This window comes from Micromonospora sp. II, from assembly GCF_001709195.1.
Classification (GTDB): Bacteria; Actinomycetota; Actinomycetes; order Mycobacteriales; family Micromonosporaceae; genus Micromonospora; species Micromonospora chalcea.
This window is the reverse complement of the sequence record NZ_LYXF01000035.1, coordinates 417,213-442,687: the sequence shown is the minus strand read 5'-3', so window position 1 is coordinate 442,687 and position 25,475 is coordinate 417,213. Positions and strand designations below refer to the sequence as shown.

Here is a 25,475-nt window from a genome sequence, read left to right as displayed (position 1 = left end):
GCCGCCGCGGCGGAGGTCAGGACGGCGGCTGCCAGGCGGCGGCCGCCGCGGCGGCCGTGTTACGCAGGCGCGGGCTGATCGTGCCGAGGGCGGCGTCGCGGGCGCGCAGCGCCAGCCGGCCCCGGGCCTGCAGGACCGCCGACATCCGCCGGGTCTGCCGGACCATCGTGGCCGCGCGGGGCCGGCGCAGCCTGTCGTACGCGGTCACCGCGTCCGGCAGCCGCGACTCCCGTAGCAGTCCGGCCAGCGTCGCCGCGTCCTCGAACGCCAGGCAGGCGCCCTGGCCGAGGTGCGGCGGCATGGCGTGCGCCGCGTCGCCGAGCAGCACCACGCCGCCCGGCCCGGCCGGGAAGCCGTACGCCTTCGGCAGCGGACGCAGCTCGCGGATCTCCTGCTGCACCACGTCGTCCGGGTCGGTCGCGTCCAGCAGCGTGCCGATCGGCGCGGGCCAGCCCGCGAACCAGCGCTTGAGCAGCGCGAGCTGGACCTCGGGCGGCTCCGGGCGGGGCGCGCCCGCCGCCGTGGCCACCCAGTAGACGCCGCCCCGGCGGGACGCCCCGGCGTTGCCCCGCTCGCCGAGCGAGGCGGCCAGGAACCGGTAGCCGGCGCCCAGCGTCTCCCCCTGCAGCGGCTGGTCGTCGGGCAGTTGCGGGGCCCGGTACCAGGGGATGACCGCCCGCCACGACGCGCACCCGGAGCTGACCACCGAGGTCTCCGGCGCCAACTGCCGGCGGATCTCGCTGTCGGTGCCGTCGGCGGCCACCACCAGGTCCGCCTCGTAGGTGTGCCGGCCGTCGCCCACCGCCGGGCGCTCACCGGACGCGGCGCGCACCGTCCGCACGCTCACGCCGGTACGCAGCTCGACCCGGTCACCCAGGCCGGCGATGAGCGCGTCGTGCAGGTCCTCCCGGTGCACCACCACCGGCATCCGCTCGGCCGGGGTGGACCGGGCCTGCACCAGCCAGTGCCCGTCCGGGCGGCGCACGCCGCCGTCGGGCAGCGGGGTGGCGATCGCGTCCAGCCCGTCGCCCAGCCCGAGGGCGCGCAGCGCGCGTACCCCGTTGGGCCAGAGCACCACGGCGGTCGCCTCCGGCCGGACCCGGTCGGCGCGTTCCAGCAGCGTGACCTGCCATCCCGAGCGGGCCAGCACGCCGGCCACCGCCATCCCGCCGAGGCCGGCGCCGACCACCACCGCGCTGCGCATGACTCCCCCGCTCAGCTGTCCCGGTCGGTGGGGCGCGCGGCGGCGTCGGCCCGGCCCGCGTTCGTGCGCTCGGCGTCCGTCCGTTCCGGGTCGGCGTCGGTGCCGTCCGCGTCGGCGCCGTCGGTGGCGGCGGGGTCGGTGTCCGTGCGGTCGGCCTGCTCCGCGTCGCCGTCGGTGGCACCGTCGGGGGTCTCCGGCCGGTCGTCGTCGGCCGCCGGCTCCACCGGGGGCAGCACGCCGGTCTTCCGGTACGCGTCGAACTGTTCCTCGCTCACCACCCGGTAGCCCTCGGGCGGGGCCGGCCGCGCGGCGGCCTCCCGGGCGGAGAGGTCGACCTGGGAGACGTCCCCGGACGGGGTGGGCGCGGCGGCCGGCTCGCCCACCGGCACCAGGTATTCGCGCGGGCCGCGGACCCGGATGAAGTAGGCGAGCGCGCCGAGGAAGACCAGCACGGCGGTCCAGACGTTGAGGCGTACGCCGAGGATCAGGTTCGCCTCGTCGGTGCGCATCAGCTCGATCCAGAACCGGCCCGCCGTGTAGCCCATCACGTAGAGCGCGAACGCCCGGCCGCGCCCGAGCCGCAGCTTGCGGTCGAGGTAGAGCACCAGCGCGGCGACGCCGACGTTCCAGAGCGCCTCGTAGAGGAACGTCGGGTGGTAGAGCCCCGGCTGGAGCACCGGCTTGCCGGCGTCGTCGCGCAGCGCGTGGCCCGGGTTGTCCGGGTCCATCACGTGCACCTCGAGGCCCCAGGGCAGCGTGGTGCGCCCGCCGTACAGCTCGTTGTTGAACCAGTTGCCCAGCCGGCCGACGGCCTGCGCCAGCGGCAGGCCCGGCGCCAGCGCGTCGGCGATCACGGTGAACGGGATGCCGAGCTGCCGCGCGGCGAGCCACGCGCCGACCGCGCCACCGGCCACCGCGCCCCAGATGCCGAGCCCGCCCTCCCAGATGTAGAGCGCCTTGATCGGCTCGCCGCCGGCGCCGAAGTATTTCTCCGGCGACGTGATCACGTGGTAGATCCGCGCGCCGATGATGCCCGCCGGCACCGCCCAGACGGCGATGTCGAGCACCGCGCCCGGCGCCACACCGCGGCGGCGCAGCCGGTACTCGGTGACCACGCAGGCCACCACGATGCCGAGGATGATGCAGAGCGCGTACGCCCGGATCGGAACCGGACCGAGCTGCCAGACGGCGGTGCTGGGGCTGGGCATGGCCGCCAGTGGGGTCATCGGGGCGAGGGTCACGGGTGCACACGGTACCGGTGCGGACTGTGTGCGCGGCACCCCGGGCCGCCTGCCGCGCGGGTCGGATGACTTCTGGTTTGCACGGTCGTAGGCTGTTTGTCCATGAGCCCGCTCACCTGGGCGGCCGCCGCTGTCGTCACCGACGCATCCGGGCGGCTGCTGCTCTGCGGCCGGTCCGAGGGGGCCCGGCGCTGGGGCCTGCCGGGCGGGCGGCTGCGCCACGACGAGAGCCCGGTGGATGCCGTCGTCCGGGCGGTCCGCACGGAGACCGGCTGGGCGGTGGCGCCGGCCGACCTGGTCGGCCTCTACCGGGTCACCGGTCCACCGGTGCCCGCCCCATCGGCCGGGCGGTGCGGCGCGCGCCCAGACGTGCTGGTGCACGTGTTCCGCGCCGGACCGGCCGACGCCGGACCGGCGGGCGAACCGGCGACCGGGTGCCTGCCTCGGTGGTGGCCGCCGCAAGAGCTGCCCGACGTGCTGACCCCCACGACGCGCGCGGCGATCGCGGACGCGCTCGCCGGCCGCGCCGGCGTGCTGCGGCACACGACCGCCGCCGACGCGCTCACGCCACCCGGCGACGGACAGCCCGGCGACGGGCAGCCCGCCCCGCCCGGCCAGCGCGCCTCCGAGCAGGTCGACAGCAGTAGCCGCTGACCGCCCGCCCGCTCGCTCGCTTGATCGACACCAGTTCGGCGAGGTGGCGGTGTCCCGGCGTCCTGGACCACGCCAGCTCGGCGAGGTGGAGTCGATCAGGCAGGTGGCGAGCCGGGCGTCAGCGGGCCGGGTTGCGGACGCCCTCGGCCAGTTCGGCGCTCAGCTTGCGCAGCGCGGTCAGGCCGGCGGCCTGGTCCGGGGCGTCCAGCACGCAGCGGACCAGCGCGCTGCCCACGATCACCGCGTCGGCGTACCCGGCGACGGTGGCGGCCTGCGCGCCGGTGCCCACGCCCAGCCCGACGCCGACCGGGATGTCGGTGACCTCGCGCAGCCGGGAGACCAGGACCGGGGCCGCCTCGGAGGTCTGCGCGCGGGCGCCGGTGACGCCCATGATCGCGGTGGCGTAGACGAAGCCGCGGCAGTGCTCGGCGGTCATCCGCAGCCGCGCGTCGGTCGAGGACGGTGAGACCAGGAACGTCCGGTCCAGGCCGTGCGCGTCGGAAGCGGCCAGCCACTCGGCGGCCTCGTCGGGGATCAGGTCCGGCGTGACCAGGCCGGTCCCACCGGCGGCGGCCATGTCGCGGGCGAACGCGTCGACGCCGTACTGCTCGATCGGGTTCCAGTAGGTCATGGTGACCACGCTCGCCCCGGTCGCGGCGACCGCCTCGACGACGCGCAGCGCGTCCGCGACGCGGACGCCACCGGCGAGCGCGATGTCGCTCGCCTTCTGGATGACCGGGCCGTCCATCACCGGATCGGAGTACGGGATCTCCACCTCGATGACGTCCACGCCCGCCTCGACCATGGCCTTCATGGCGGCGATGCTGCCCTCGACGGTCGGGAAACCGGCCGGCATGCAGCCGACCAGCACGGCCCGGCCGTCCGCCCGCGCCTTGTCGAAGGCGACCCCGATGCGGCTCACGCTGTCACTCCTTGTCGAGGATGCCGAAGTACGCGCCGGCGGTGTGCACGTCCTTGTCGCCCCGGCCGGACAGGTTGACCACGATCAACGGCTCCCGGCCCAGCTCCTCGGCGAGCCGGGGGGCGATCGCGCGGGCGCCGGCCAGCGCGTGCGCGCTCTCGATCGCCGGGATCACGCCCTCGGTTCGGCAGAGCATCTCGAACGCGGCCATCGCGTCGGCGTCGTCGACCGGCAGGTACGTGGCCCGCCCGGTGTCGTGCAGCCAGGCGTGCTCCGGGCCGACGCCCGGGTAGTCCAGGCCGGCCGAGATCGAGTGCGACTCGATGGTCTGCCCGTCGGCGTCCTGCAGCACGTACGTGCGGGTGCCGTGCAGCACGCCCGACGAGCCGCCGGTGATGCTGGCGGCGTGCCGGCCGGTCCCGACGCCCTCGCCACCGGCCTCGAAGCCGTAGAGGCGGACCCCGGCGTCCGGCACGAACGCGTGGAAGATGCCCAGCGCGTTGGAGCCGCCGCCGACGCACGCCGCGACCGCGTCCGGCAGCGTGCCGGTCAGGTCCAGGCACTGCTGGCGGGCCTCCACGCCGATGCCACGGACGAAGTCGCGGACCATCTCCGGGAACGGGTGCGGCCCGGCGGCGGTGCCGATCAGGTAGTGGGTGTCGTCGACGTTGGCGACCCAGTCCCGCATCGCCTCGTTCATCGCGTCCTTGAGCGTGCGCGAGCCGGTGGTCACCGGGACGACGGTGGCGCCGAGCATCCGCATCCGGGCCACGTTGAGCGCCTGCCGCTCGGTGTCCACCTGGCCCATGTAGACGACGCATTCCAGGTCGAACAGCGCGGCGGCGGTGGCGGTGGCCACGCCGTGCTGGCCGGCGCCGGTCTCCGCGATGACCCGCCGCTTGCCCATCCGCTTGGTGAGCAGCGCCTGGCCCAGCACGTTGCGGACCTTGTGCGCGCCGGTGTGGTTGAGGTCCTCCCGCTTGAGCAGGACCCGCGCCCCGACCTGCGCGGAGAAGCGCCGGGCCTCGTAGAGCATCGAGGGCGTGCCGGCGTAGTCACGCAGCAGCGCGTCGAACTCGGCGAGGAAGTCCTCGTCGCCCATCGCCTTGCGGTACGCCGCGTCCAGCTCGTCCAGCGCGGCGACGAGCGCCTCCGGGACGAACCGGCCGCCGAACCGGCCGAAGTGACCGGCGGCGTCGGGGACCTGGCCGGCTGCGGGTGCGGCGCTCATCGCGGGCGTCCTCTCGGATCGGGTGGCCCGGCGGCTCAGCGCACCGGGCGGGGCGTGGCCGGGTGGTTACCGGCGTTGACCAGCTCGGCGACCGCTTCGCGCGGGCTCTTCTGGGTGACCAGGCCCTCGCCCACCAGCACGGCGTCGGCGCCGGCGGAGGCGTACCGGATCAGGTCGTGCGGACCGCGCACCCCGGACTCGGCGATCTTGACGACGCTGCTCGGCAGGCCGGGCGCGATCCGCTCGAACACCGAGCGGTCGACCTCCAGCGTACGCAGGTCACGGGCGTTCACGCCGATCACCTGCGCGCCGGCCTCCAGGGCGCGGTCCGCCTCCTCCTCGGTGTGCACCTCGACCAACGCGGTCATGCCCAGCGACTCGATTCGCTCCAGCAGGCCGACCAGCACGTTCTGCTCCAGCGCGGCGACGATCAGCAGCACCAGGTCGGCGCCGTGCGCGCGGGCCTCGTGCACCTGGTAGCTGGAGACGACGAAGTCCTTGCGCAGCACCGGCACGTTCACCGCGGCCCGCACCGCCGCCAGGTCGTCGAGCGACCCGCCGAACCACCGGCCCTCGGTGAGCACGCTGATCGCCCGCGCTCCCCCGGCCGCGTAGTCACCGGCCAGGTCCGCCGGGTCGGCGATCTCGGCCAGCCGCCCCTTGGACGGCGACGAGCGCTTCACCTCGGCGATCACGGCCACGCCGGGCCGGCGCAGGGCCGCGTACGCGTCCAGCGGCGGCGGCGCGGCGGCGGCCAGCTCACGGATCCGCTCCAGCGGAACCTGCTCCTGCCGCCGGGCCACGTCCTCGCGCACACCGGCCAGGATCTCGTCGAGCACGCCTGCGGACGGCGCCGCTCCGGCGTCGTCCCCCTCCGCGTGCGCATGCTCAGCAGTCACCAACGGACTCCCCTCTCCGGGCGTCATGGGCCGATGCTAGGGGGCGCCACCTGGCGACAAGTGCCGGGGGGTATGGCGCACCTCACGACATGGGCTGTGGCATGATGGCCGACTTCCGGTGAACGCCACGTCACGCAGCGCCACGCTGGCATCGACCGTCACCCATCCCCCATCTCACCACGGTTGATCCGTCGCCGCAGCACCGCTCCCGCGCCGGGCTGTGACCAAGCTCAAGGACCTCCGGCCCTGCCCAGGTCGGGCCGCCTGGCGGACCGTTGACCTGTGCTTCACGAGGGCGAAACGTGAGCCCGGCAGCATCGTCCTCGGGCAGACTCGACACCGGCGGCTGACCACCGCCGACAACCATCTCGTGCGGGGTGACCATGAGCGCCAACGGGCCGAACCAGACCATCGGCTTGACCACCATCTCCCGGACCGTCGCCTCCCTCGCCTTCGGCGTGGTGCACACGCTGGAGCGCGCGGTGGCCGGTGACGGCCGGACGCGTACCGCCCAGGGCAACGCCTGGGAGGCCGTCTGCGCCGACCGGGCCCGCGCCGCCCAGCGCCGCGAGCTGGAGCGGCTGGTGGCCGAGCTGACCGCCGCACGGGCCGCGGCCCGCCGCCGGCGCGACGCGCGCGAGGCGCAGCCGGTCAGCTGACCGTCGGGTCCTCACCCCGGTCCAGCGCGTCCCACGCGTCCCGGGTGCCCCGCTCGACCGCCGGCCGGCCGGGCTCGACCGCCGGGACGGCCCGTCGCTCGTACCGCGCGCCCATCGCGGGCCAGCCCGCTGCGCGCAGCGCGGTGAACGCGCCGCCGGACGCGAGGGCCAGGCCGCCGGCCACCACCAGCGCCGGCCACTGACGGCTCACCCCGGCCTCGGCGAGGCCGATCCCGCCGCCGACCGCCACGGCCACGCCGACCGCGCCCAGCAGCAGGCCCAGCAGCCGGCGCAGGCGGCCCCGGGTGGCGAGCACCGCGCCGCCGCCGGCCAGCCCCACGTAGGTCAGCGCCAGCACCCAGGGCAGCAGCTCCGCGCCGGTCCGGTCGGCCCGGCCGGGCGGCAGCGACCCCCGGGCGGTCATCTCCACCGACCAGGTCCGGGTCACCGCCCAGCAGGCCAGGCCCGCCCCGGCCAGGCAGAGCAGCACCGCGTACGCGAGTTCGCGCCGACCGCGGGCCGACGGCGCGGTGGTGCCGGGCGCGCTCACCGGGCTGCCCGCAGCGTCTCGGCGGCCGCGATCGCGGCGAGGACGGCGGCGGCCTTGCTGCGCGTCTCCCGATCCTCGGCGGCCGGATCGGAATCGGCCACGATCCCGGCGCCGGCCTGCACGTAGGCCCGGCCGTCGCGGATCAGCGCGGTACGGATCGCGATGGCCATGTCCAGGTCGCCGCCGAAGGCGAAGTAGCCGACGGTGCCGCCGTAGACGCCGCGCCGCACCGGCTCCAGCTCCTCGATGATCTCCATGGCGCGTACCTTGGGCGCGCCGCTGAGCGTGCCGGCCGGGAACGTGGCGGCGAGCGCGTCGAACGCGGTGCGGTCGGCGCGCAGCTCGCCGACCACCGTCGAGACGATGTGCATGACATGGCTGTAGCGCTCGATGGTGGCGAACTCGGGCACCTCCACGGTGCCCGGCCGGCAGACCCGCCCCAGGTCGTTGCGGCCCAGGTCGACAAGCATGACGTGCTCGGCGCGTTCCTTGGGGTCGGCGAGCAGCTCGGCGGCGAGCCGGGCGTCGGCCTCCGGGGAGCCGCCGCGCGGCCGGGTGCCGGCGATCGGGTGCAGCAGGGCCCGCCGCCGCCCGTCCGGGCCGGCGCTGACCTTGAGGTGCGCCTCCGGGGACGACCCGACGATGTCGAAGCCGTCGAAGCGCAGCAGGTACATGTACGGGCTGGGGTTGGTGGTGCGCAGCACCCGGTAGACGTCCAGCGGGTCGGCCTCGGTGGGGCGCTCGAAACGCTGGCTGAGCACGATCTGGAAGCACTCGCCGGCGCGGATCGCCTCCTTGGCCGCCGCCACGGCCTTCGGGTAGCCGCCCTCCGGGGTCCGGCTGACCACCTCGCCGACGCCCGGCCGGCCGACGGTGGACACCATGGGCGGGATCGGTCGGGACAACGCGGTGGTCATGGCGTCCAGGCGACCCACCGCGTGGTGGTACGCGGCGTCGACCAGCTCCGCCCGCCCGGGCGTATCGAGCGGGGGCAGGACCGCGTTGGCGACCAGGATCGCCGAGCCCTCGTAGTGGTCGAGCACCACCAGGTCGGTGGCGAGCATCATGCCCAGCTCGGGCACGTCCAGCTCGTCCTCGGTCAGCTCGGGCAGCCGCTCGAAGCGGCGGACCAGGTCGTAGGCGAGGTAGCCGACCAGCCCGCCGGTCAGCGGCGGCATTCCGCCGGCCGGGTCCCAGGCCGGGCCGGCGAGCGCGTCGACCGACTCGCGGAGCACGGTGACCGGGTCCCCGGTGGTCGGTACGCCCGCGGGCGGCGTGCCGGTCCAGCGCGCCTCGCCGTCCCGCTCGGTGAGCGTGGCGCTGCTACGGACGCCGATGAACGAGTACCGCGACCAGGCCGTGCCGGCCGACCCGACGCCCTGCTCGGCGGATTCCAGCAGGAACGTGCCGGGACCGCCGGCCAGCTTGCGGTAGACCCCGACCGGGGTCTCGGCGTCGGCGAGCAGCCGCCGGGTCACCGGCACGACCCGCCAGCGGGCGGCCAGGTCGGCGAAGGTGGACCGGTCCGGGCTGACGGTGCCGTCGGTCACGGGGTCTCCTCCGGGGAGCTGACCGGCAGGTCGGTGAAGAAGCAGGTGCGCTGCCCGGTGTGGCAGGCCGCGCCGACCTGCTCCACGCTGACCAGCAGCGCGTCGCCGTCGCAGTCCAGGGCCACCGAGCGCACGTACTGGTGGTTGCCGGAGGTGGCGCCCTTGACCCAGTACTCGCCGCGGCTGCGCGACCAGTAGGTGGCCCGGCCGGTGGTGAGCGTGCGGTGCAGCGCCTCGTCGTCCATCCAGGCGACCATCAGCACCTCGCCCGTGTCGTGGGCGCGGACCACGGCGGCGACCAGGCCGTCCGGGGTGCGGCGGAGTTTGGCCGCGATGGCCGGGTCGAGCCGGGACGGCCGGGCCGGGCCGGGACTGGGGGCGCCGGTCAGCGGCGCGTCAGGGGCGGGCACGGTTGACCATTCTCCCGCACGCGGCCCGGGGACCGCCGACGTGTCCCGGGAGGCGGGCGTCACCGTCGCCAGCGCCCGGCCCAGCTGCCGCAGGTAGCGGTCCGCCCGGCCGTCGGTGAGCGCCTCGGCCAGGTCGGTCCCGGTGGCCCGGGCGATCTCCGCCGCGTACGGGCGCACCAGCGGGAGGATGCCGGTGACCAGCCGTCCGGCGGCGGCGCCGACCTCGGCCGGGTCGCCGGGGCGCAGCCCGAGGCAGAGGAGCATGTCGTCGCGGTAGCCGGGCGGGGCGACCGGCAGGTCCAGCGCGGCGGTCAGGGCGGCCCGGCGGGACACCACGCGCACCGACGGGTTGGCCGGCCGCAGCACCGAGGGGCAGAGCCGGGCCAGGTCGGCCGCGGCGAGCCGGACCCCGACCGGGTCACCGGCCAGGCGCGCGGCGGCGACCTTGCCCAGCGTGGCGATCAGCTCCTCCAGGCGCGGCTCGTCGGCGGGCTGGCAGAGCACCGGCAGGTCGATCCGGCGCCGCCATTCCGGCACCGCCCAGAGCAGCCGGGCCGGCGCGGTGACCGGGAGGCCGAACGCCCAGTCGGCGGGCTGGCCGAGCCGGCGTACCCAGGAGCGGACGTCGCGGGCGGCCACGGAGACGTGCACCAGGCGGCCGCCGAACTCGGTCAGGTACGCCCGCCGGGCCGCGTACGGCGTGCCGCGGCGGGACGTGACCTGCCGGGGCCCGCCGGTGGCGCGTGGCTCGTCGGCGGCCACCAGCACGTCCACGTCCACGTCGCTGTGCTCGGTGGCGGCCCGCCGGGCGTGGCTTCCCCGCAGCATGATCCCGACGACCGGCCGGTCGGCGGCGTGCCGCAGGCGGGCGGCCCAGAGGTCGAGGAACCCGGTGTCGGACAACGGAGCTGGACCCACTGCCTCATGGTGCCCGAAACCTGATCTTCCGATGCCGGACTCCCTGTCCGCCGCCGGGTGTTCAGCCCGACTCCTCCTCCGCCCGCCGGTACGCGTCGATCTTGTATTCGAGAACCTTCAGGTCCTCCTCCAGCTCGGCCATCCGGGCCAGCACCCGGGCGCGGTGCGCCTCGAACAGCGCCCGCCGCGCGCCGAGCGTGCTGTCGCCGTGCCGGGCCAGCTCGGCGTAGCGGCGCATGTCGCGCACCGGCATCCCGGTGCGCCGCAGCCGGGTGAGCAGGAACAGCCAGTTGACGTCGGACTCGGTGTAGCGCCGGCGGCCGGAGGAGTCCCGTCCGACGCGGCCCACCAGCCCCTCCTGCTCGTACCAGCGCAGCGTGTAGGTGGTCAGGCCGACCCGTTCCGCCGCCTCACCCACGGTGAGGCTCGTCTCCCGCGTGCTGATGTCCACGCCCTCCAGGCTTCCAGTTCGAGCCCACTCGAAGTCAAGTCCCTCGTTGCCTCGCCGACGGAATTCATCTAGCGTTGAGTTCATCGGGTGATGAATTGACGGAGGCGAGCATGGACGACGCGGTGTCGGTCCGCGAGCTGGTGGTCGACCGGGGCGGGCGGCGGGTGCTGCACGGCATCACCTGCGGGGTGCCCCGGGGCACGGTGACCGGGCTGCTCGGGCCCAGCGGCAGCGGCAAGACCACGCTGATGCGCGCGGTGGTCGGCGTGCAGACGGTCGGCTCCGGCGCGGTCGACGTGCTCGGCCGCCCGGCCGGCTCGGCCGACCTGCGCCGCCGGGTGGGCTACCTGACCCAGGCGCCGAGCGTCTACGCCGACCTGACGGTGCGGGAGAACGCCCGCTACTTCGCGGTGCTCCAGGGCCGGGGCCGCGCCGAGGCCGACCGCGCGGTCACCGACGTCGGCCTGGGAAAGGCGGCCGACCAGCTCGTCGGCACGCTCTCCGGCGGCCAGCGCAGCCGCGCCTCGCTCGCGTGCGCGCTGGTCGGCGAGCCGGAGCTGGTCGTCCTCGACGAGCCGACGGTCGGCCAGGACCCGGTGCTGCGGGCCGACCTGTGGGCCCGGTTCCACGCCATGGCCGCCGCCGGCACCACGCTGCTGGTGTCCAGCCACGTGATGGACGAGGCCGCCCGCTGCGACCGGCTGCTGCTGATCCGCGAGGGCCGGCTGGTCGCCGACGACACCCCGGCCGCGGTCCGCGCCGCCACCGGGACCGACGACCTGGAAGAGGCGTTCCTGCGCCTGATCCGCGACGCCGAGGGAGAGGCGCGATGAACGGACGGATCCTGGCCGCCACCACCGGGCGCATCCTGCGCCAGCTCCGGCACGACCGGCGGACCGTGGCGCTGCTCGTGGTGGTGCCGTCGGTGCTGCTCACGCTCGTCTACTTCATGTACGTCGACCAGCCCGCCCCGCCCGGCGCGCCCAGCACGTTCGACCGGGTGGCCCTGATCATGCTGGGCTTCTTCCCGTTCATCATCATGTTCCTCGTGACCAGCATCGCCATGCTCCGCGAGCGCACCACGGGCACGCTGGAGCGCCTGCTCACCACGCCGCTGGGCAAGCTCGACCTGCTCTTCGGGTACGGCATCGCGTTCGGCCTGGCCGGGGTGCTCCAGTCCACTGTCGCCTCGGTCGTCGCGTACCAGGTGTTCGGCCTGGAGACCGCGGGCAGCGCGTGGCTGGTCGTGCTGATCGCCGGGGTGAACGCGGTGCTGGCGGTGGCGCTCGGGCTGTTCTGCTCGGCGTTCGCCCGCACCGAGTTCCAGGCGGTCCAGTTCATGCCGGTGGTGGTGGCCCCGCAACTGCTGCTGTGCGGCCTGTTCGTGCCGCGCGACCAGATGGCCGGCTGGCTCCAGGCGGTCAGCGACGCGCTGCCGCTGTCGTACGCCGTCGAGGCGCTGCAGGAGGTCGGCGCGCACGCCGAGCCGACCGGGACGATGTGGCGGGACGTGGCGATCGTGACCGGGGCGGCGGTGGCGGCGCTGGTGCTGGCCGCCGCGACGCTGCGCCGGCGCAGCGGGTGAACGCGCGGCGCACCGGGCGGCGGCCCGGCACTCCGGACACCCGCGAGGCGATCCTCGCCGCGGCGCGGGAGGCGTTCGCCGAGCGGGGGTTCGACGCCGCGTCCATCCGGGCCATCGCCGCGGCGGCGGGAGTGGACCCGGCGCTCGTGCACCACTACTTCGGCGGCAAGGAGGAGCTGTTCCGGGCCGCGACGGCGTTCCCGGCCGACCCGGGACGGCTGCTGCCGGCGGTGCTCGCCGGCGGCCCGGACGCGCTCGGCGAGCGGATGGTCCGGGTGTTCCTGGAGGTCTGGGACTCCCCCACCGGCACCGCCGCGGTGGCGCTGCTGCGCTCGGCGGTCAGCAACGACTGGACCGCGCGCCTACTGCGCGAGTTCCTGGTCACGCAGGTGCTGCGGCGGGTGCTCGACCAGCTCGACGTCGACCCGGCGCAGCGCGCGCTGCGCGGCGGCCTGGTCGCCACCCAGCTCGCCGGGCTGGCGATGATGCGGTACGTGCTCCGCCTCGACGCGGTCGCCACCGCCGAGCCGGCGACGCTGGTGGCCGCCATCGGCCCGACGGTCCAGCGGTACCTCACCGGCGACATCACCTGAGCCGTCGCGGCTCAGGCCGCGGCCGCCCGGGGGCAGAGCATCGGGTGCAGCAGGCGGGACAGCTCCGCCACGTCGGCGACCGGCCGGGGGAAGGCGAGCCGGGCCCGCCGGGTCGCGCCGGGCCGCCCGTGCGCGACCAGCAGGCCGTACCTGTCGATCCGGACCACCCGCGGGATCTGGTCGCCGGGCACGTCCAGCCGCCGCCGAAGGTAGTCGCCGACCTGCTCGGCGTGGTGGTCGGCCAGGTCCGCGAGCAGGGCGGCCTCGACCGGGTGCAGCGGGTCCGGCTCGGCCTCCGCGAACGCCTCCGGGTCGATCCGGCGCACCCGACCGGCGCGTTCCCAGCGGGCCTCGGCCACCTCGAAGCGGTGCAGGTGGAACCGGCTGCCCACGTCGAGCAGATCGGCGACCGGGTCGGTGGCGGCGAAGTCGACCGCCGCGTCGCGCGCCGCGTCCCCGTCCAGCCGCGTCGCCCAGCCGGACACCCAGGCCCGGCCGAGCGAGGGCGCCCCGGCCGCCGGCGGCAGGTCGAGCACGTCGAGCACGGCGGCCACGTCGGCGTCGCCCGCCGGCGGCACGAGCGCCGCGGCGAGGTCACTGACCACGGGTACGAGCAGCAGCACCCGCCCGTCCGGGTCGACGGCGTGCCGGACCTGGTGCGGGCCGGGGTGCCGGGCCAGGTGGACGAGGGCGGGCAACCGGCCCGCGACAAGGGTTCGCACGATCTCCGCCGGGCTGGGCCGCATGATCCCGACCTCCTCAAGATAGGTTAGGCTTACCTAAGAAGCAGGCTAGACGATCGGAGACGCCCCCGTGAACCACCCCCGGCCCAAAGCCCGGCTCTCCCGGGCCCTCGGCATCCCGCTGACCCGCAAGTGCGTGCGGTACTTCGAGCGGCGCCCCTATCCCCCGGGCGTGCACGGCCGGTCCCGCCGCACCACCTCCGACTACCAGGTACGGCTGCTGGAGAAGCAGCGGCTGCGCCACCAGTACAACGTCAGCGAGGCCCAGTTGCGCCGGCTGTTCGACGAGGCCGCCCGGGCCGCCGGCAAGACCGGCGACACGCTCGTCGCGCTGCTGGAACGACGCCTCGACGCGGTGGTCCTGCGGGCCGGGCTGGCCCGCAGCATCTACCAGGCCCGCCAGCTCGTCGGGCACGGCCACATCACAGTGGACGGGCGCAAGGTCGACCGGCCGTCGTACCGGCTGCGGCCCGGCCAGGTGGTCGGCGTACGCGAGCGCAGCCGCACGCTGCCGCCGTTCCAGCTCGCCGCCGCCGGGGCGCACGCCGACGCGCAACCCCGGCCGTACCTGTCGGCGCAGCCGGCGCAGCTGCGCGCCACGCTGGTACGCGAACCGGCCCGGCACGAGGTGCCGGTGGTCTGCGACGAGCAACTGGTGGTGGAGTTCTACTCCCGCTGACCGGTTACCGGGTCTGCTCCAACCAGGACGCGTACAGCAGCGCGTACACCGAGTCGGTGTCGCGGACCAGCTCGTCGTGCGGGCCACGCTGCACGATCCGGCCCCGGTCCACCACGATCACCTCGTCCGCCGCCTGCGCGGTGGACAGCCGGTGCGCGATGGCGAGCGTGGTCCGCCCCCGGGTCACCGCGTCGAGCGTGCGTTGCAGGCGTACCTCGGTGGCCGGGTCGACGGCGCTCGTCGCCTCGTCCAGCACCAGCAGGTCCGGGTCCGCGACGTACGCCCGGGCCAGCGCCACGAGCTGCCGCTCGCCGACGCTGAGCGCCTCCCCGCGCTCGCCGACCGGCGTGTCCAGCCCGGACGGCAGCCCGTCCAGCCAGTCGGCCAGGCCCAGCTCGCCGAAGGCGGCGGTGAGCCGCTCGTCGGTCAGGTCGGGGCGGGCGAAGCGGACGTTCTCCCCGACCGTGGCGTCGAACAGGAAGCCGTCCTGCGGCACCATCACCACCCGGGAACGCAGCGAGTCGAAACGCACCTGCCGCAGGTCGACGCCGGAGAGCAGCACCGCGCCTTCGGTCGGGTCCATCAGCCGGGTGAGCAGCTTGGCGAACGTGGTCTTGCCGCTGCCGGTCTCGCCCACCACCGCCACCCGGCTCTTGGCCGGGATGTCCAGCGTCACGTCGTGCAGCACCGGCGGGCCGCCCGGATAGGCGAACGTCACGCCGGCGAACCGGGCGTCCAGCGGCCCGGGCGGCAGCTCCCGCCCCTGCTCGCCCGGGTCGGCCACGTCCGGGGAGACGTCCAGCACGTCCAGCACCCGGCGCCAGCCGGCGATCGCGTTCTGCGCCTCGTTGAGCACCTCGGTGGCGATCTGCACCGGCTGGATGAACAGCGTGACCAGGAACAGGAACGCGGTGAGCTGACCGACCGACAGCGTGCGGTCGACGCCCAGGCTCACCCCGACCACGACCACGCCGGCCAGCGCCAGCCCGGCCGCCAGCTCCCCCACCGAGCTGCCCATGATGCTGATCCGGATCGCCCGCTGCTGGGCCACCCGCTGACCGTCGATGGCCGTGTCGAGCCGCCGCGCGGTCCGCCCGGCGATGCCGTACGCCCGGATCACCGGCGCGCCCACCACGCTCTCGCCGATCGCGCCGAGCAGCGTGCCGGTGCGCTGCCGCACCAGGCCGTAGGCCCCGGCGAGGCGGCGCTGCAACTGCCGGATCACCAGCACCGCCGGCGCGAACGCGACGAGCACCACGAGCGTCAACTGCCAGGAGTACGCGAGCATCACCGCTGTGGTCACCAGCAGCTGGCCCAGGTTGACGATCAGGATCACGCCGCCCCACTGCAGGAACTGGGTGATCTGGTCGACGTCGCTGGTCACCCGGGAGACCAGCGAGCCGCGCCGCTCGGACTGCTGGTGCAGCATGGACAGGTCGTGCACGTGCCGGAACGCCCGGGTGCGCACCCCGGCCAGGGCCGTCTCGCTCACCGTGAACAGCCGGCGCATCATCAGGTAGCCGCAGGCGGTGGTGACCACCAGCACCCCGGCGGTGATCGCCACGGTGAGCGAGATGACGTTCAGGTCGAGCCCGCCGACGATGCCGTGGTCGATGCCGCGCTGCACCGCCACCGGCACGGCGACCCGGCCGACCATGTAGACCAGCGCCAGCGCCAGCGTGCCGGCGAGACCGGTGCGCAGCTCCGGGGAGAGCGCCAGCCCGCGCCGCAACGTCTGCCAGGTCGACTCGGTGGTCTCGGTGCTCCGGTCCGCCTCCGCCGTCGTCGCGCTCACCGCTCCACCTCCAGGCCGGAGGCCAGCGGCGTGACCTCGTCGTACGTCTGCTTCTGCTCGCGTTCCTGCTCGGCCTGCTCGTACGCGGTGACCAGGTCGGCGTAGCCGGGCACGGTGGCCAGCAGCTCGGTGTGGGCGCCGCGGGCGACCACCCGGCCCTGCTCCACGTAGATCACCTCGTCGGCGAGCGCGATGGTGGCCCGGCGGTACGCCACCACCAGGATCGACGCCGGGGCGCCGCCGTCGGCGGGCGCGCGCAGCCCGGCCAGGATGGCCGCCTCGACGCGCGGGTCGACAGCGCTCGTGGCGTCGTCGAGCACCAGCAGCCGGGGGCGCCCGGCCAGCGCCCGGGCCAGCGTCAGCCGCTGCCGCTGCCCGCCGGACAGCGAGGTACCCCGCTCGCCGACCATGGTGTCCAGCCCGTCCGGCAGCGCGGCCACGAAGCCGTCCGCCTCGGCCAGCCGCAGCGCCGCCCACACCTCGTCGTCGCCGATGCCGGCCCGGTCCAGCGCGATGTTGGCCCGGACCGTGTCGTCGAAGACGAACGGCACCTGCGCCACCAGCGCCACGTTGCCGGCGAGCGAGGCGGCGGTCAGCTCCCGCACGTCCACGCCGTCCAGCGTGACCCGCCCGGCGCCCGGGTCGACCAGGCGCACGGCCAACGACGCGATCGTGGACTTGCCCGAACCGGTGGGCCCGACCAGGGCGACTGTCTTCCCGGCCGGCACGGTGAACGTCACCTCGCCGAGCACCTGGGCGCCGGGCAGGTGCGCCTCGGCCGGCTCGTACGCGAAGTGCACGTCGTGGAACGCGAGCGTGGCCGGCGTACGGGTGGGCGGGTCGAGCGTCCTCGTGCCGTACGGCATCTCGCCTGTCGCGTCGAGCACCCGGCGCACCCGGTCCCACCCGGCGACGCTGCGCGGCAGCTCGGCCAGCACCCAGCCGATGGCGCGCACCGGGAAGGCCAGCACGGTGAACAGGAACGCGACGCTGACCAGCTCGGACACGGTGATCGCGCCCTGCCGCAGCCGGATCGCGCCGACCACCAGCACGGCGAGCGTGCCGAGGCTGGGCAGCGTCTCCAGCATCGGGTCGAAGACGCCGCGCAGCCGGCCGACCGAGATCAGCGCGTCCCGCAGCTCGCCGGCGCGGGCGGCGAAACGGGCGGTCTCCTGGGCCTCGCGGCCCATCGTCTTGACCACCAACGCGCCGTCGAAGCTCTCGTGCGCGATGCCGCTGACCTCGGCGCGCAGCCGCTGCGCCCGGGCCTGCCGGGGCGCCATCCGGCGGGAGTAGACCACGTTGAGCGCGAACAGCGCGGGGAACACGGCGAGGCCGACCAGGGCCAGCGCCCAGTCGGTGACGAACAGTGACGCCACCGCGCCGACCAGCATCACCAGCGTGCCGACCGCGAACGGCAGCGGCGCGATCGGGTACCAGGCCGCCTCCACGTCGGAGTTGGCGTTCGACAGCAGCGTGCCGGTGGAGTTGCGGTGGTGCCAGGCCAGCGGCAGTTCCAGGTAGCGGCGGGTGACCCGGCGGCGGTAGGCGGCCTGGAGCCGGTACTGCATGTAACCGGCGCCGAGCCGCCGGCCGAAGATGCCGACGACCCGCAGCACGCTGATGCCGAGCAGCGCCGCCGCGGCCAGCGCCAGGGTCCCGCGGGCCACCTCGCCGCGCTCGACCGCGGGCACGACGACCTTGCCGACCACCCCGCCGACCACGTACGCGCTGGCGATCACCAGGAGGCCGAACAGCACGCTGCCGCTGACCGCCACCGCGAAGATCCGCGGCTGTTCCCGGATGGCCCGGCCGAGCACCCGTAGCCCTCTGCCGAGCACGTCCCGACTTGTCCCGCTCGCCACGTTCGCCCCCGCCGTAAGCCGCAATTTTCTCCCCCATCCTTACCGCTCGCCGCCAGCTCCGCCGACCCGGCCGGGATATGTCCGCCGTCACGTTCGCACCGGACCTGGGCGGACACCGGCCCTCGATACTCGCGGCCCGCCGTAGCGCCGGGCGTGGCGCGCCGATCGGCCGCGACGGGCCTACGATCGGGCCATGCCGCGGTACGCCCGAACGGAGCGCGAGGCGCTCGCCGACCTGATGCTGGAGCTGGGACCGGACGCGCCGACTGTGAACGAGGGGTGGACCACCCGCGACCTGGCGGCGCACCTGCTGGTGCGGGAGCGCCGGCCGGACGCGGCGGGCGGGATCCTGCTGCCGCCGCTGCGCGGCTACGGCGAGTCGGTCCGCAGGCGGATCGCCGCCGGGCCGTACGCCGACCTGATCGCCCGGGTCCGCCGTCCCCCGGTGTGGAGCCCGGTGAGCAACCCGCTCACCGACGAGATCGCGAACGGGATGGAGTTCTTCATCCACCACGAGGACGTCCGCCGGGCCCGGCCGGGCTGGCAGCCGCGTGACCTGCCGGCCGGGCAGCAGGCGGTGCTCTGGAAGCGGGTCGCCCTGCTGGCCCGGATGGCGCTGCGGCGCTTCCCGGCCGAGGTGCTGGTGCAGGCGCCGGGGCACGGCGAGCTGCGGGCCGGTGGCGGCGGCGAGCGGCTGCGGCTGGTCGGCGCGCCGGGGGAACTCGTGCTGTTCCTCACCGGGCGGCAGCGGGTGGCCCGGGTCCAGGTGGACGGTCCGGCCGAGCGCGCCGAGCGTCTGCGTACCGCCGAACTGGGCCTGTGACAGACGTTTCCGCCCGCCCACCCAGGCGATCGTAGAATGTGGACACCCGGCGTTCGATAACGTTCGCCGGCTGCCGTACGCTCCTGCGCACCGGCCCGACCCTGCGGGGCGGCGGACAGGGGACGACGATGCGGGACTTCGCGCTCTCGGCGCTGCACGAGCCGCCCTTTCCCTCCCGGTGTCACCCGGCCGCGGACGAGGTGGCCGCGCAGAGCGTCGCCTGGGTGCGCGGTTTCGGCCTGGTCAAGACCCAGGCCGGCCTGCTGCGGCTGGCCGGCGCCCATGCCTCGGAGCTGGCCGGACGGGCCTGCCCCGAGGCGTCCCCGGCCGGTCTGCGGCTGCTCACCGACCTGATCAACTGGCTGTTCGTGGTGGACGACGCCTGCGACGACGACGGGCTGGGCGCCGCGCCGACGGTGCTCGCGCCCACCCTGGCGGCGCTGCTGGAAGTGCTCGACCGGCACGGTGACCCGGACGCGCCCGCGCCCACCGACGCCGGCCCGATGGGCCTGGCGCTGCACGATCTGTGCCGGCGGGCGCGCGGCCGGGGCCGGCCGGCGCACCTGATGCGGCTGGTGAGCCAGTTGCGGGAGTACCTGCTGGCGCTGCTGTGGGAGGCGGCGAACCGGGAGCGCCGGCGCGTGCCGGGGGTCGCCGAGTACGTGCAGATGCGCCGCCACACCGGCGGCGTACGCCCCAGCTTCACGGTGACCGACCTGGCCCGCCCGTCCCTGCCCCGGGCCGACCAGCGGGCGACCCCGGCGCTCACCGCGCTGGACGCCCTCGCCACCGACCTGGTCTGCTGGTGCAACGACGTGTTCTCCTACGGCAAGGAGCGGGGCGTCACCCCGGACGCGCACAACCTGGTGACCACGATCGCGGGCGAGACCGGGCAGGACGAGTCGGCGGCGCTGAACGCGGCGGCGAACCGCTTCAACGCGGCCCTCGCCTCGTACGCGGAGCGGGACGCGGCGTTGAGCGCCGGGGCCGACGAGGGGATGCGGGCGTTCCTGGACACCCGCCGGGACTGGATCCGGGCCACCTACGACTGGTCCCGCGCCGCCAGCCGATACGCCTGATCCGATTCCAGAAGTCGGGACCGGTGGCGACTCGGCCGATCAGGGCTAGCCGCTGGCCGGGTACAGGCAATACCCTTCGGTAACCGCAGACCGGCGTGACCCCCGTCACGTCCCTCCACCCCTGAAGGCGGCTACAGCGATGGCTCTCGATGTACCGTACCGTTCCGTACCCGACATGTTCCTCAAGCGCGTGGCGGACTCCCCCGACCGCCAGGCGTTCGCTCACCCCGCACCCGACGACTCGGGCCCGGTCTGGCTGACGTGGGAGCAGGTCGGGCAGCGCGCGAAGGCGATCGCCGCCGGGTTGCACGGGCTCGGTGTCGGCCTGGAGAACCCGGTGGCGATCCTGGCCAACACCCGGCTGGAGTGGGTGCTGGCCGACTTCGGCATCATGTGCGCCGGTGGGGCCACCACCACCGTCTACCCGACCACCGAGCCCGACGACGCGGTCTACATCATCGCCGACTCCGGCTCGAAGGTGCTGTTCGCGGAGAACCCGGCCCAGGCGGCGAAGATCGCCGGAGCGGACCTGCCCGCGCTGACCCACGTGGTGCTCTTCGACGGCGCGCCCGACCCGGCCGCCGCCGTCCCGCAGCTCACCCTGGCCGAGCTGGAGGAGCGCGGCGCCGCCGCGCTGAGCGCCGAGCCCGACCTGATCGACATGCTCGTGGCCGGCATCGGCCCGGACCACCTGGCGACGCTCATCTACACCTCGGGCACCACCGGCCGCCCGAAGGGCGTGGAGCTGCTGCACGGCGGCTGGTGCTGGGAGGGCGTGGCGCAGGCCGAGCTGGGCCTGCTGCGCACCGACGACCTGCAGTACCTGTGGCTGCCGCTGTCGCACTCGTTCGGCAAGACGCTGCTCTGCGGCGCCACCCACGTCGGCCTGCCCACGTACGTCGACGGCCGGGTGGACAAGCTGGTCGACCTGCTCGGCGTGATCCGGCCGACGCTGATGTGCGGCGCGCCCCGGGTCTTCGAGAAGGTCTACAACAAGGCGGTCACCACCGCGCAGGGCGCGGGCGGCGCGAAGGCCAAGATCTTCGCCTGGGGCGTCGAGGTCGGCAAGGAGAAGGTCGCGCTGGAGCAGGCCGGCAAGCCGGTGCCGGCCGGGCTGCGGATGAAGTACGCGCTGGCCGAGAAGCTGGTGTTCAGCAAGCTGCAGGCCCGGCTCGGCGGCCGGATGCGGGTGCTGGTCTCCGGCGCGGCGCCGCTGAGCAAGGAGATCGCCACCTTCTTCGCCGCCGCCAACCTGCCCATCTCCGAGGGCTACGGCCTGACCGAGACCAGCGCCGGCGCGTTCGTGAACCCGCCCGACGGGCTGAAGATCGGCAGCGTGGGCCGGGCCATGGGTGATCTGGAGTGCCGGATCGACACCGACGGCGAGATCCTGATGCGGGGCAAGCCGGTCATGCGGGGTTACCACAACCTCCCCGAGGAGACCGCCGCCGCGTTCACCGAGGACGGCTTCTTCCGCAGCGGCGACATCGGCACGCTCGACGACGACGGCTACCTGCGCATCACCGACCGCAAGAAGGACCTGGTCAAGACGTCCGGCGGCAAGTACGTCGCGCCGTCGCACATCGAGGGCATGTTCAAGGCGGTCTGCCCGTACACCTCGCAGGCGGTGGTGATCGGGCAGGCGCGCAACTACTGCACCATGCTCGTCACGCTGGACCCGGACGCGATCAAGGGCTGGGCCGCCGGCACCCCGCTGGAGGGCAGCGACTACACCACGATCGTCACCTCGCCGCAGGCGCGGGAGATGGTCGAGGGGTACGTCGCCGAGCTGAACGCCAAGCTCAACCGCTGGGAGACGATCAAGAAGGTGACGATCCTCCCCCGTGACCTCACCATCGAGGACGGCGAGGTCACGCCGTCGCTGAAGATCAAGCGCCGGAGCGTGGAGACGAACTTCTCCTCCGAGATCGACAAGATGTACGAGGGCACGCTCGCCGAGCTGTGACCCGCACCGCCAGCCGGTAGCGCCGGCCGTGCCCCACCGTCCCGGGGCACGGCCGTTCGCGTCGGCGCCGGTCAGAGGTGCTGCTGCCGCCAGCGGCTCTGCTCGGCCTCGGCGGCGATCTGCTCCTCCAGCGCGAGCTGGCGTACCCGGCGCCGGTGACCGTTCTCGCCCCGGGTCTCCCAGGCCACTCCCGCGCCGGTGACCACCGCCAGCGCGATCAGCGCGACCAGCTCCGGCACACGGAACACGAATGGGGCGACCGCGGTCAGCGCCCCCACGGTGGTCAGCAGCCGCCAGTGGATCTCGCGCAGCGCCACCCACCAGCACCCGGCGACGCCGAGCAGGTGCAACGCGACCCCGCCGAACAGGATCGCGCCCCAGAAGTCGCCGAGCGGCAGCCCCCAGGCGGGCGTGTGCGGATCGGCGGCCTCGGCCAGCAGGTCCTTGAGGCCGAGCGCGTAGAGGATGATCCCGGCGACTATCGGCAGGTGCAGGAACGTGTACGCGGTGCGGGCCAGCCGCAGCCGTGTGGCGCGGTCCCGGGCCTGGTGCAGGACCTGTTCCATGGCGAACGCCAGCGTGTCGAAGTACGCCCACCACAGCGCCGCCACGACCGTGATGCCGAGCAACGCGGCGATCGCCACCGGGCCGGTGAGCGGCAGCCCGCGCTTCGGGCCGAGCCCCAGCGCGATGATCGACTCGCCGAGTGCGACGAGCACGATGAGCGCGTGCCGTTCCGCCCAGTGCCCGGCCGAGAGCACCACCCACCACTGCTGGCCCAGGACCGTCCCGGCGACGTACTCGACAAGCAGCGCCAGCGTCCAGAGCGCCAGTTGCAGCCCGACCGCGAACCGCTCCTGCGGCAGCCGGCCGGGGAGTGTGCCGGCGACGACAAGCAGCGCCGTGGCCACCGTCGGGGCCAGGAAGCGCATCCGCAGTCCCCGGCGCCGGGCCGGGTCGGCGCGGTCGGCCCAGGCGAAGACGGTGAGCTGGGCGGTCCGGATCACGAAGTAGCACGCGGCGAAGACCAGCGGCCCGGGCAGCCAGCCACCGCTGTTGGCGAACGCGCTGGGCGTGCTGAGCACGAGCAGGAACGTGGCCGCCACGGTGACGACGCCGATCAGCGGCAGCATCCCCTGGTCGGCGCGGAACGCGTTGCCCATCCGGGCGAAGCCGGTCCACGACCACCAGAGCAGCGCCAGCACCAGCAGGAACCGGTAGAGGTTGGCGGGCGTGAGCACCGAGGCGGTGAGCGTGGTGACGCTCAGGAACGCGAAGACGAAGACCAGGTCGTAGAAGAGCTCCAGCCGGGTGGTGCGGGAGCCCGGCGCGCTGCGCCGCACCGCCCACGACCACCGGACCGCGTCCCCGTCTCCCACCCGGGCAGTGTGCGGGCGCGGACCCGCCCGCAGCTGTGGTTCGGGCGGTTCACCACCGGATCGGGCGGGCGGTCAGGCGATGACGCTCGGCTCGCGCCACTGCGGGCGGCTGGTGCGGTCCAGGTCGTAGCGCACCGCGGCGAGCCGGCCCACCGCTTCCACCAGTTCCTCGGCGGGCAGCGTGAAGGGCAACCGCAGGAAGCGCTCGAGCGTCCCGTCCAGGCCGAACCGGGGTCCGGGCGCCAGCCGTACGCCGACCTCCTCGGCGGCCCGGGCCAGCGCGCTGGAGATCGGGCCGTCCAGCTCGGCCCAGAGCGTCACGCCGCCGCGCGGCGGCGTGACCCGCCAGTCGGGCAGCTGCTCCGCGAGCGCCGCGACCAGGGCGTCGCGCTGCGCGGCGAGCTGGGCCCGGCGGGCGGCCACGATGGCCGGCGCCTCGGCGAGCAGGTGCACGGCGACGAGCTGGTCGAGCACCGGGCTGGCCATGTCCACCCCGACCCGGGCCGCGGCGAGCCGCTGCACCTGGGGCGCGGAGGCGCGGACCCAGCCGATCCGCAGGCCGCCCCAGTAGGGCTTGCTCATCCCGCCGATGCTGATCACCCGGGAGTGCCTGTCGAAGACCGCGACCGGCGGCGGCAGCGGGGTGCCGTCCAGCGGCAGGTCGACGAAGGACTCGTCGACGACGAGGTCGGTGCCGGCCGCGTGGGCCGCGCCGACCAGCCGTTCGCGCAGGTCGGCCGCCATCAGGTGGCCGGTCGGGTTGTGGAACTCCGGGATCACGTACGCGAGCTTCGGCCGGGTCTGCCGGATGCTGCCGAGCAGCAGCTCGGCGTCCCAGCCCTCGTCGGACAGGCCGTGCGTGGCGATCCGGGCGCGCCGGGCGGCCAGCGCGGCCAGCGCGTTGGGGTAGGTGGGTGACTCGACGAGCACCGCGCCGCCGGGCGACAGGGCCAGCCGCAGCACCAGGTCCAGCGCGTGCTGGGTGCCGCTGGTGACCATGATCTGCTCCGGGCTGGTGGGCAGCCCGCGCTCGGTGTACCCGCGGGCCACCGCCTCCCGCAGCTCGATGATGCCGGTCGGGTGGTAGCCGGCCCCGCCGAGGTAGCGGGGCAGGTCCTCGGCGGCCGCCCGGGCGGCCGGGACGAGCTGCGGCGGCGCGGACAGCGCGGCCACGCCGAGGTCGATCATGTCGCGGTCGTCCAGCGGCGTCCACAGCCCGGTGCTGGCGACCCGGTGGCCGCCGGGCAGCATGGTCCAGCTCCCGGCGCCCCGGCGGCTGGCCAGGTGGCCGCTCTCCCGCAGTTCCCGGTACGCGGCGGTGACAGTGGTCCGGCTGATCCGCAGCGCCTCGGCCAGTTCCCGCTCGGCCGGCAGGCGTACCCCCAGGGGCAGCCGGCCGTCGGCGAGCAGGCCCCGGACGGCGCCGGCGAGCGCGGCGTAGTCGGGGCTGCGGCGGCGGCCCGGCAGCGCATGCCACTGGCCGAGGAGTCGCGCCAATTGGACGCCGCGCACCTGGCTGGTCATGGCCACACCTCCAGAATTGGACCCCTTACGTCCTGCAATTGGCCCCTAGGGTGGCATGCATGGCACCGCTTGGCAATCTCGGGCACCGTTCGGCGCGACGACTCACCCAGCTCTACGCCGGGCTCGTCCTGTACGGCCTCAGCATGGCGCTGATGATCCGGTCGGAGCTGGGGCTGGACCCGTGGGACGTGTTCCACCAGGGGCTCGCCCGGCAGACCGGCCTCTCCTTCGGCACCGTCACCATCGCCGTCGGCGCTCTCGTGCTGCTGCTCTGGATCCCGCTGCGGCAGCGGCCCGGCCTCGGCACGGTCAGCAACGTCGTGGTCATCGGCCTGGTCGTCGACGCCACCCTGGCCGTGCTGCCGCCCGGTGAGGGCATGCCGGCGCGTGCCGCGATGCTCGTGGCCGGGATCGTCGCCAACGGCGCCGCCACCGGGCTCTACCTCGGCGCCGGGCTCGGCCCCGGACCCCGCGACGGTCTGATGACCGGATTCGTCGCCCGTCATCCCCGCTTCTCGGTGCGGCTGGTCCGCACGAGCATCGAGGTCACCGTGCTGGCCCTCGGCTGGCTGCTCGGCGGAACCGTCGGCCTCGGCACCGTGGCGTACGCGCTGACCATCGGCCCGCTCGCCCAGTTCTTCATCCCGGTCTTCGCGCTGCCCGCACGGCCGGCGAGCGGCGCTTACGCTACGTGACCGGCGCCGGGCCGACCGCCACGGCCCGAAGCGATCCGCAACGCGCTGAGCTGCGGTGAC

General features: G+C 74.9%; 24 protein-coding genes and 1 pseudogene. 10 read left to right on the top strand and 15 right to left on the bottom strand.

Features of this window, described 5'->3' with window-relative positions; all coding sequences use genetic code 11:
* Positions 1-16 precede the first annotated feature (16 nt).
* Positions 17-1,204 carry an NAD(P)/FAD-dependent oxidoreductase gene (locus tag A8711_RS19985; RefSeq protein ID WP_069089045.1) on the bottom strand — a complete coding sequence of 396 codons (1,188 nt, stop codon included), beginning with the start codon at positions 1,202-1,204 and terminating at the stop codon, positions 17-19.
* Positions 1,205-1,215: 11 nt separating this feature from the next.
* Positions 1,216-2,445, bottom strand: a complete 1,230-nt coding sequence (gene lgt / locus A8711_RS19980) for a prolipoprotein diacylglyceryl transferase (protein ID WP_083297055.1) — start codon at positions 2,443-2,445, stop codon at positions 1,216-1,218.
* A gap of 102 nt (positions 2,446-2,547) precedes the next feature.
* On the opposite strand from lgt, the gene A8711_RS19975 reads away from it, so the two are divergent.
* Positions 2,548-3,099, top strand: a complete 552-nt coding sequence (locus A8711_RS19975; RefSeq protein ID WP_043329524.1) for an NUDIX hydrolase — start codon at positions 2,548-2,550, stop codon at positions 3,097-3,099.
* 118 nt (positions 3,100-3,217) lie between these two features.
* Here the strand turns inward: A8711_RS19975 and trpA are convergent, their stop codons facing one another.
* From trpA to trpC, 3 genes are read right to left on the bottom strand one after another with little or no spacing between them, the layout of a single operon-like run.
* Entirely contained in the window at positions 3,218-4,021 is an 804-nt protein-coding gene (trpA, locus tag A8711_RS19970) for a tryptophan synthase subunit alpha (protein WP_043329522.1), read from the bottom strand.
* Between the two features lie 4 nt (positions 4,022-4,025).
* Complete coding sequence (gene trpB, locus A8711_RS19965; RefSeq protein ID WP_069089044.1) at positions 4,026-5,252, bottom strand: tryptophan synthase subunit beta; 1,227 nt, start codon at positions 5,250-5,252, stop codon at positions 4,026-4,028.
* 35 nt (positions 5,253-5,287) lie between these two features.
* On the bottom strand, positions 5,288-6,091 hold the full coding sequence (gene trpC / locus A8711_RS19960; RefSeq protein ID WP_030271968.1) for an indole-3-glycerol phosphate synthase TrpC: 804 nt from the start codon (positions 6,089-6,091) through the stop codon (positions 5,288-5,290).
* A 443-nt stretch (positions 6,092-6,534) separates the two neighbouring features.
* On the opposite strand from trpC, the gene A8711_RS19955 reads away from it, so the two are divergent.
* Positions 6,535-6,810 (top strand): hypothetical protein, encoded by a 276-nt coding sequence (locus A8711_RS19955; RefSeq protein WP_069089043.1) that lies wholly within the window; start codon positions 6,535-6,537, stop codon positions 6,808-6,810.
* Here the strand turns inward: A8711_RS19955 and A8711_RS19950 are convergent.
* From A8711_RS19950 to A8711_RS19935, 5 genes and pseudogenes are all read right to left on the bottom strand, one after another.
* On the bottom strand, positions 6,803-7,360 hold the full coding sequence (locus A8711_RS19950) for a Trp biosynthesis-associated membrane protein (RefSeq protein WP_069089042.1): 558 nt from the start codon (positions 7,358-7,360) through the stop codon (positions 6,803-6,805). The genes A8711_RS19955 and A8711_RS19950 overlap by 8 nt on opposite strands.
* Positions 7,357-8,910, bottom strand: coding sequence for an anthranilate synthase component I (locus tag A8711_RS19945; protein ID WP_043329521.1), 1,554 nt, complete (start codon positions 8,908-8,910; stop codon positions 7,357-7,359). Before A8711_RS19945 ends, A8711_RS19950 begins: the two co-directional genes overlap by 4 nt.
* Positions 8,907-9,320 (bottom strand): phosphoribosyl-AMP cyclohydrolase, encoded by a 414-nt coding sequence (gene hisI, locus A8711_RS32905; protein WP_043331113.1) that lies wholly within the window; start codon positions 9,318-9,320, stop codon positions 8,907-8,909. Before hisI ends, A8711_RS19945 begins: the two co-directional genes overlap by 4 nt.
* 180 nt (positions 9,321-9,500) lie before the next feature.
* A pseudogene (locus A8711_RS32900) lies at positions 9,501-10,148 on the bottom strand (phosphoribosyl-AMP cyclohydrolase); the annotation flags it as partial.
* 151 nt (positions 10,149-10,299) lie between these two features.
* Positions 10,300-10,689, bottom strand: coding sequence for a MerR family transcriptional regulator (locus A8711_RS19935; RefSeq protein WP_069089041.1), 390 nt, complete (start codon positions 10,687-10,689; stop codon positions 10,300-10,302).
* Positions 10,690-10,799: 110 nt separating this feature from the next.
* Between A8711_RS19935 and A8711_RS19930 the strand changes: the two genes are divergently transcribed.
* The 3 genes from A8711_RS19930 to A8711_RS19920 are packed head-to-tail and all read left to right on the top strand — an operon-like array spanning position 10,800 to position 12,867.
* Positions 10,800-11,522, top strand: coding sequence for an ABC transporter ATP-binding protein (locus A8711_RS19930; protein ID WP_043329517.1), 723 nt, complete (start codon positions 10,800-10,802; stop codon positions 11,520-11,522).
* Positions 11,519-12,274 carry an ABC transporter permease gene (locus tag A8711_RS19925; protein WP_043329516.1) on the top strand — a complete coding sequence of 252 codons (756 nt, stop codon included), beginning with the start codon at positions 11,519-11,521 and terminating at the stop codon, positions 12,272-12,274. Before A8711_RS19930 ends, A8711_RS19925 begins: the two co-directional genes overlap by 4 nt.
* Positions 12,271-12,867 (top strand): TetR family transcriptional regulator, encoded by a 597-nt coding sequence (locus tag A8711_RS19920; protein WP_013475814.1) that lies wholly within the window; start codon positions 12,271-12,273, stop codon positions 12,865-12,867. The genes A8711_RS19925 and A8711_RS19920 overlap by 4 nt, the downstream gene beginning before the upstream one ends.
* An 11-nt stretch (positions 12,868-12,878) precedes the next feature.
* Here the strand turns inward: A8711_RS19920 and A8711_RS19915 are convergent, their stop codons facing one another.
* Entirely contained in the window at positions 12,879-13,613 is a 735-nt protein-coding gene (locus A8711_RS19915) for a DUF2470 domain-containing protein (RefSeq protein ID WP_069089040.1), read from the bottom strand.
* Positions 13,614-13,680: 67 nt separating this feature from the next.
* Here A8711_RS19915 and rpsD point away from each other — a divergent pair, with 67 nt between their 5' ends.
* On the top strand, positions 13,681-14,289 hold the full coding sequence (gene rpsD, locus A8711_RS19910; RefSeq protein ID WP_064445248.1) for a 30S ribosomal protein S4: 609 nt from the start codon (positions 13,681-13,683) through the stop codon (positions 14,287-14,289).
* 4 nt (positions 14,290-14,293) lie between these two features.
* On the opposite strand, the gene A8711_RS19905 is transcribed toward rpsD, so the two are convergent.
* Both A8711_RS19905 and A8711_RS19900 read right to left on the bottom strand, forming a co-directional pair.
* Positions 14,294-16,084, bottom strand: coding sequence for an ABC transporter ATP-binding protein (locus A8711_RS19905; protein WP_043329513.1), 1,791 nt, complete (start codon positions 16,082-16,084; stop codon positions 14,294-14,296).
* Positions 16,081-17,949, bottom strand: coding sequence for an ABC transporter ATP-binding protein (locus A8711_RS19900; protein ID WP_176722839.1), 1,869 nt, complete (start codon positions 17,947-17,949; stop codon positions 16,081-16,083). The genes A8711_RS19905 and A8711_RS19900 overlap by 4 nt, the downstream gene beginning before the upstream one ends.
* A gap of 193 nt (positions 17,950-18,142) precedes the next feature.
* Here A8711_RS19900 and A8711_RS19895 point away from each other — a divergent pair, with 193 nt between their 5' ends.
* The 3 genes from A8711_RS19895 (at position 18,143) to A8711_RS19885 (ending at position 21,817) form a co-directional block, all read left to right on the top strand.
* On the top strand, positions 18,143-18,772 hold the full coding sequence (locus tag A8711_RS19895) for a TIGR03085 family metal-binding protein (protein WP_030500278.1): 630 nt from the start codon (positions 18,143-18,145) through the stop codon (positions 18,770-18,772).
* Between the two features lie 128 nt (positions 18,773-18,900).
* Positions 18,901-19,851 carry a terpene synthase gene (locus tag A8711_RS19890; RefSeq protein ID WP_043331108.1) on the top strand — a complete coding sequence of 317 codons (951 nt, stop codon included), beginning with the start codon at positions 18,901-18,903 and terminating at the stop codon, positions 19,849-19,851.
* A gap of 139 nt (positions 19,852-19,990) precedes the next feature.
* Complete coding sequence (locus tag A8711_RS19885; protein ID WP_043329509.1) at positions 19,991-21,817, top strand: long-chain fatty acid--CoA ligase; 1,827 nt, start codon at positions 19,991-19,993, stop codon at positions 21,815-21,817.
* A 71-nt stretch (positions 21,818-21,888) separates the two neighbouring features.
* Here A8711_RS19885 and A8711_RS19880 read toward each other — a convergent pair whose 3' ends face one another.
* Complete coding sequence (locus A8711_RS19880; protein WP_176722838.1) at positions 21,889-23,196, bottom strand: low temperature requirement protein A; 1,308 nt, start codon at positions 23,194-23,196, stop codon at positions 21,889-21,891.
* 72 nt (positions 23,197-23,268) lie between these two features.
* Complete coding sequence (locus A8711_RS19875; RefSeq protein WP_064445245.1) at positions 23,269-24,720, bottom strand: PLP-dependent aminotransferase family protein; 1,452 nt, start codon at positions 24,718-24,720, stop codon at positions 23,269-23,271.
* Between the two features lie 59 nt (positions 24,721-24,779).
* Between A8711_RS19875 and A8711_RS19870 the strand changes: the two genes are divergently transcribed.
* On the top strand, positions 24,780-25,415 hold the full coding sequence (locus A8711_RS19870; protein WP_043329506.1) for a YitT family protein: 636 nt from the start codon (positions 24,780-24,782) through the stop codon (positions 25,413-25,415).
* Positions 25,416-25,475: the final 60 nt, after the last annotated feature.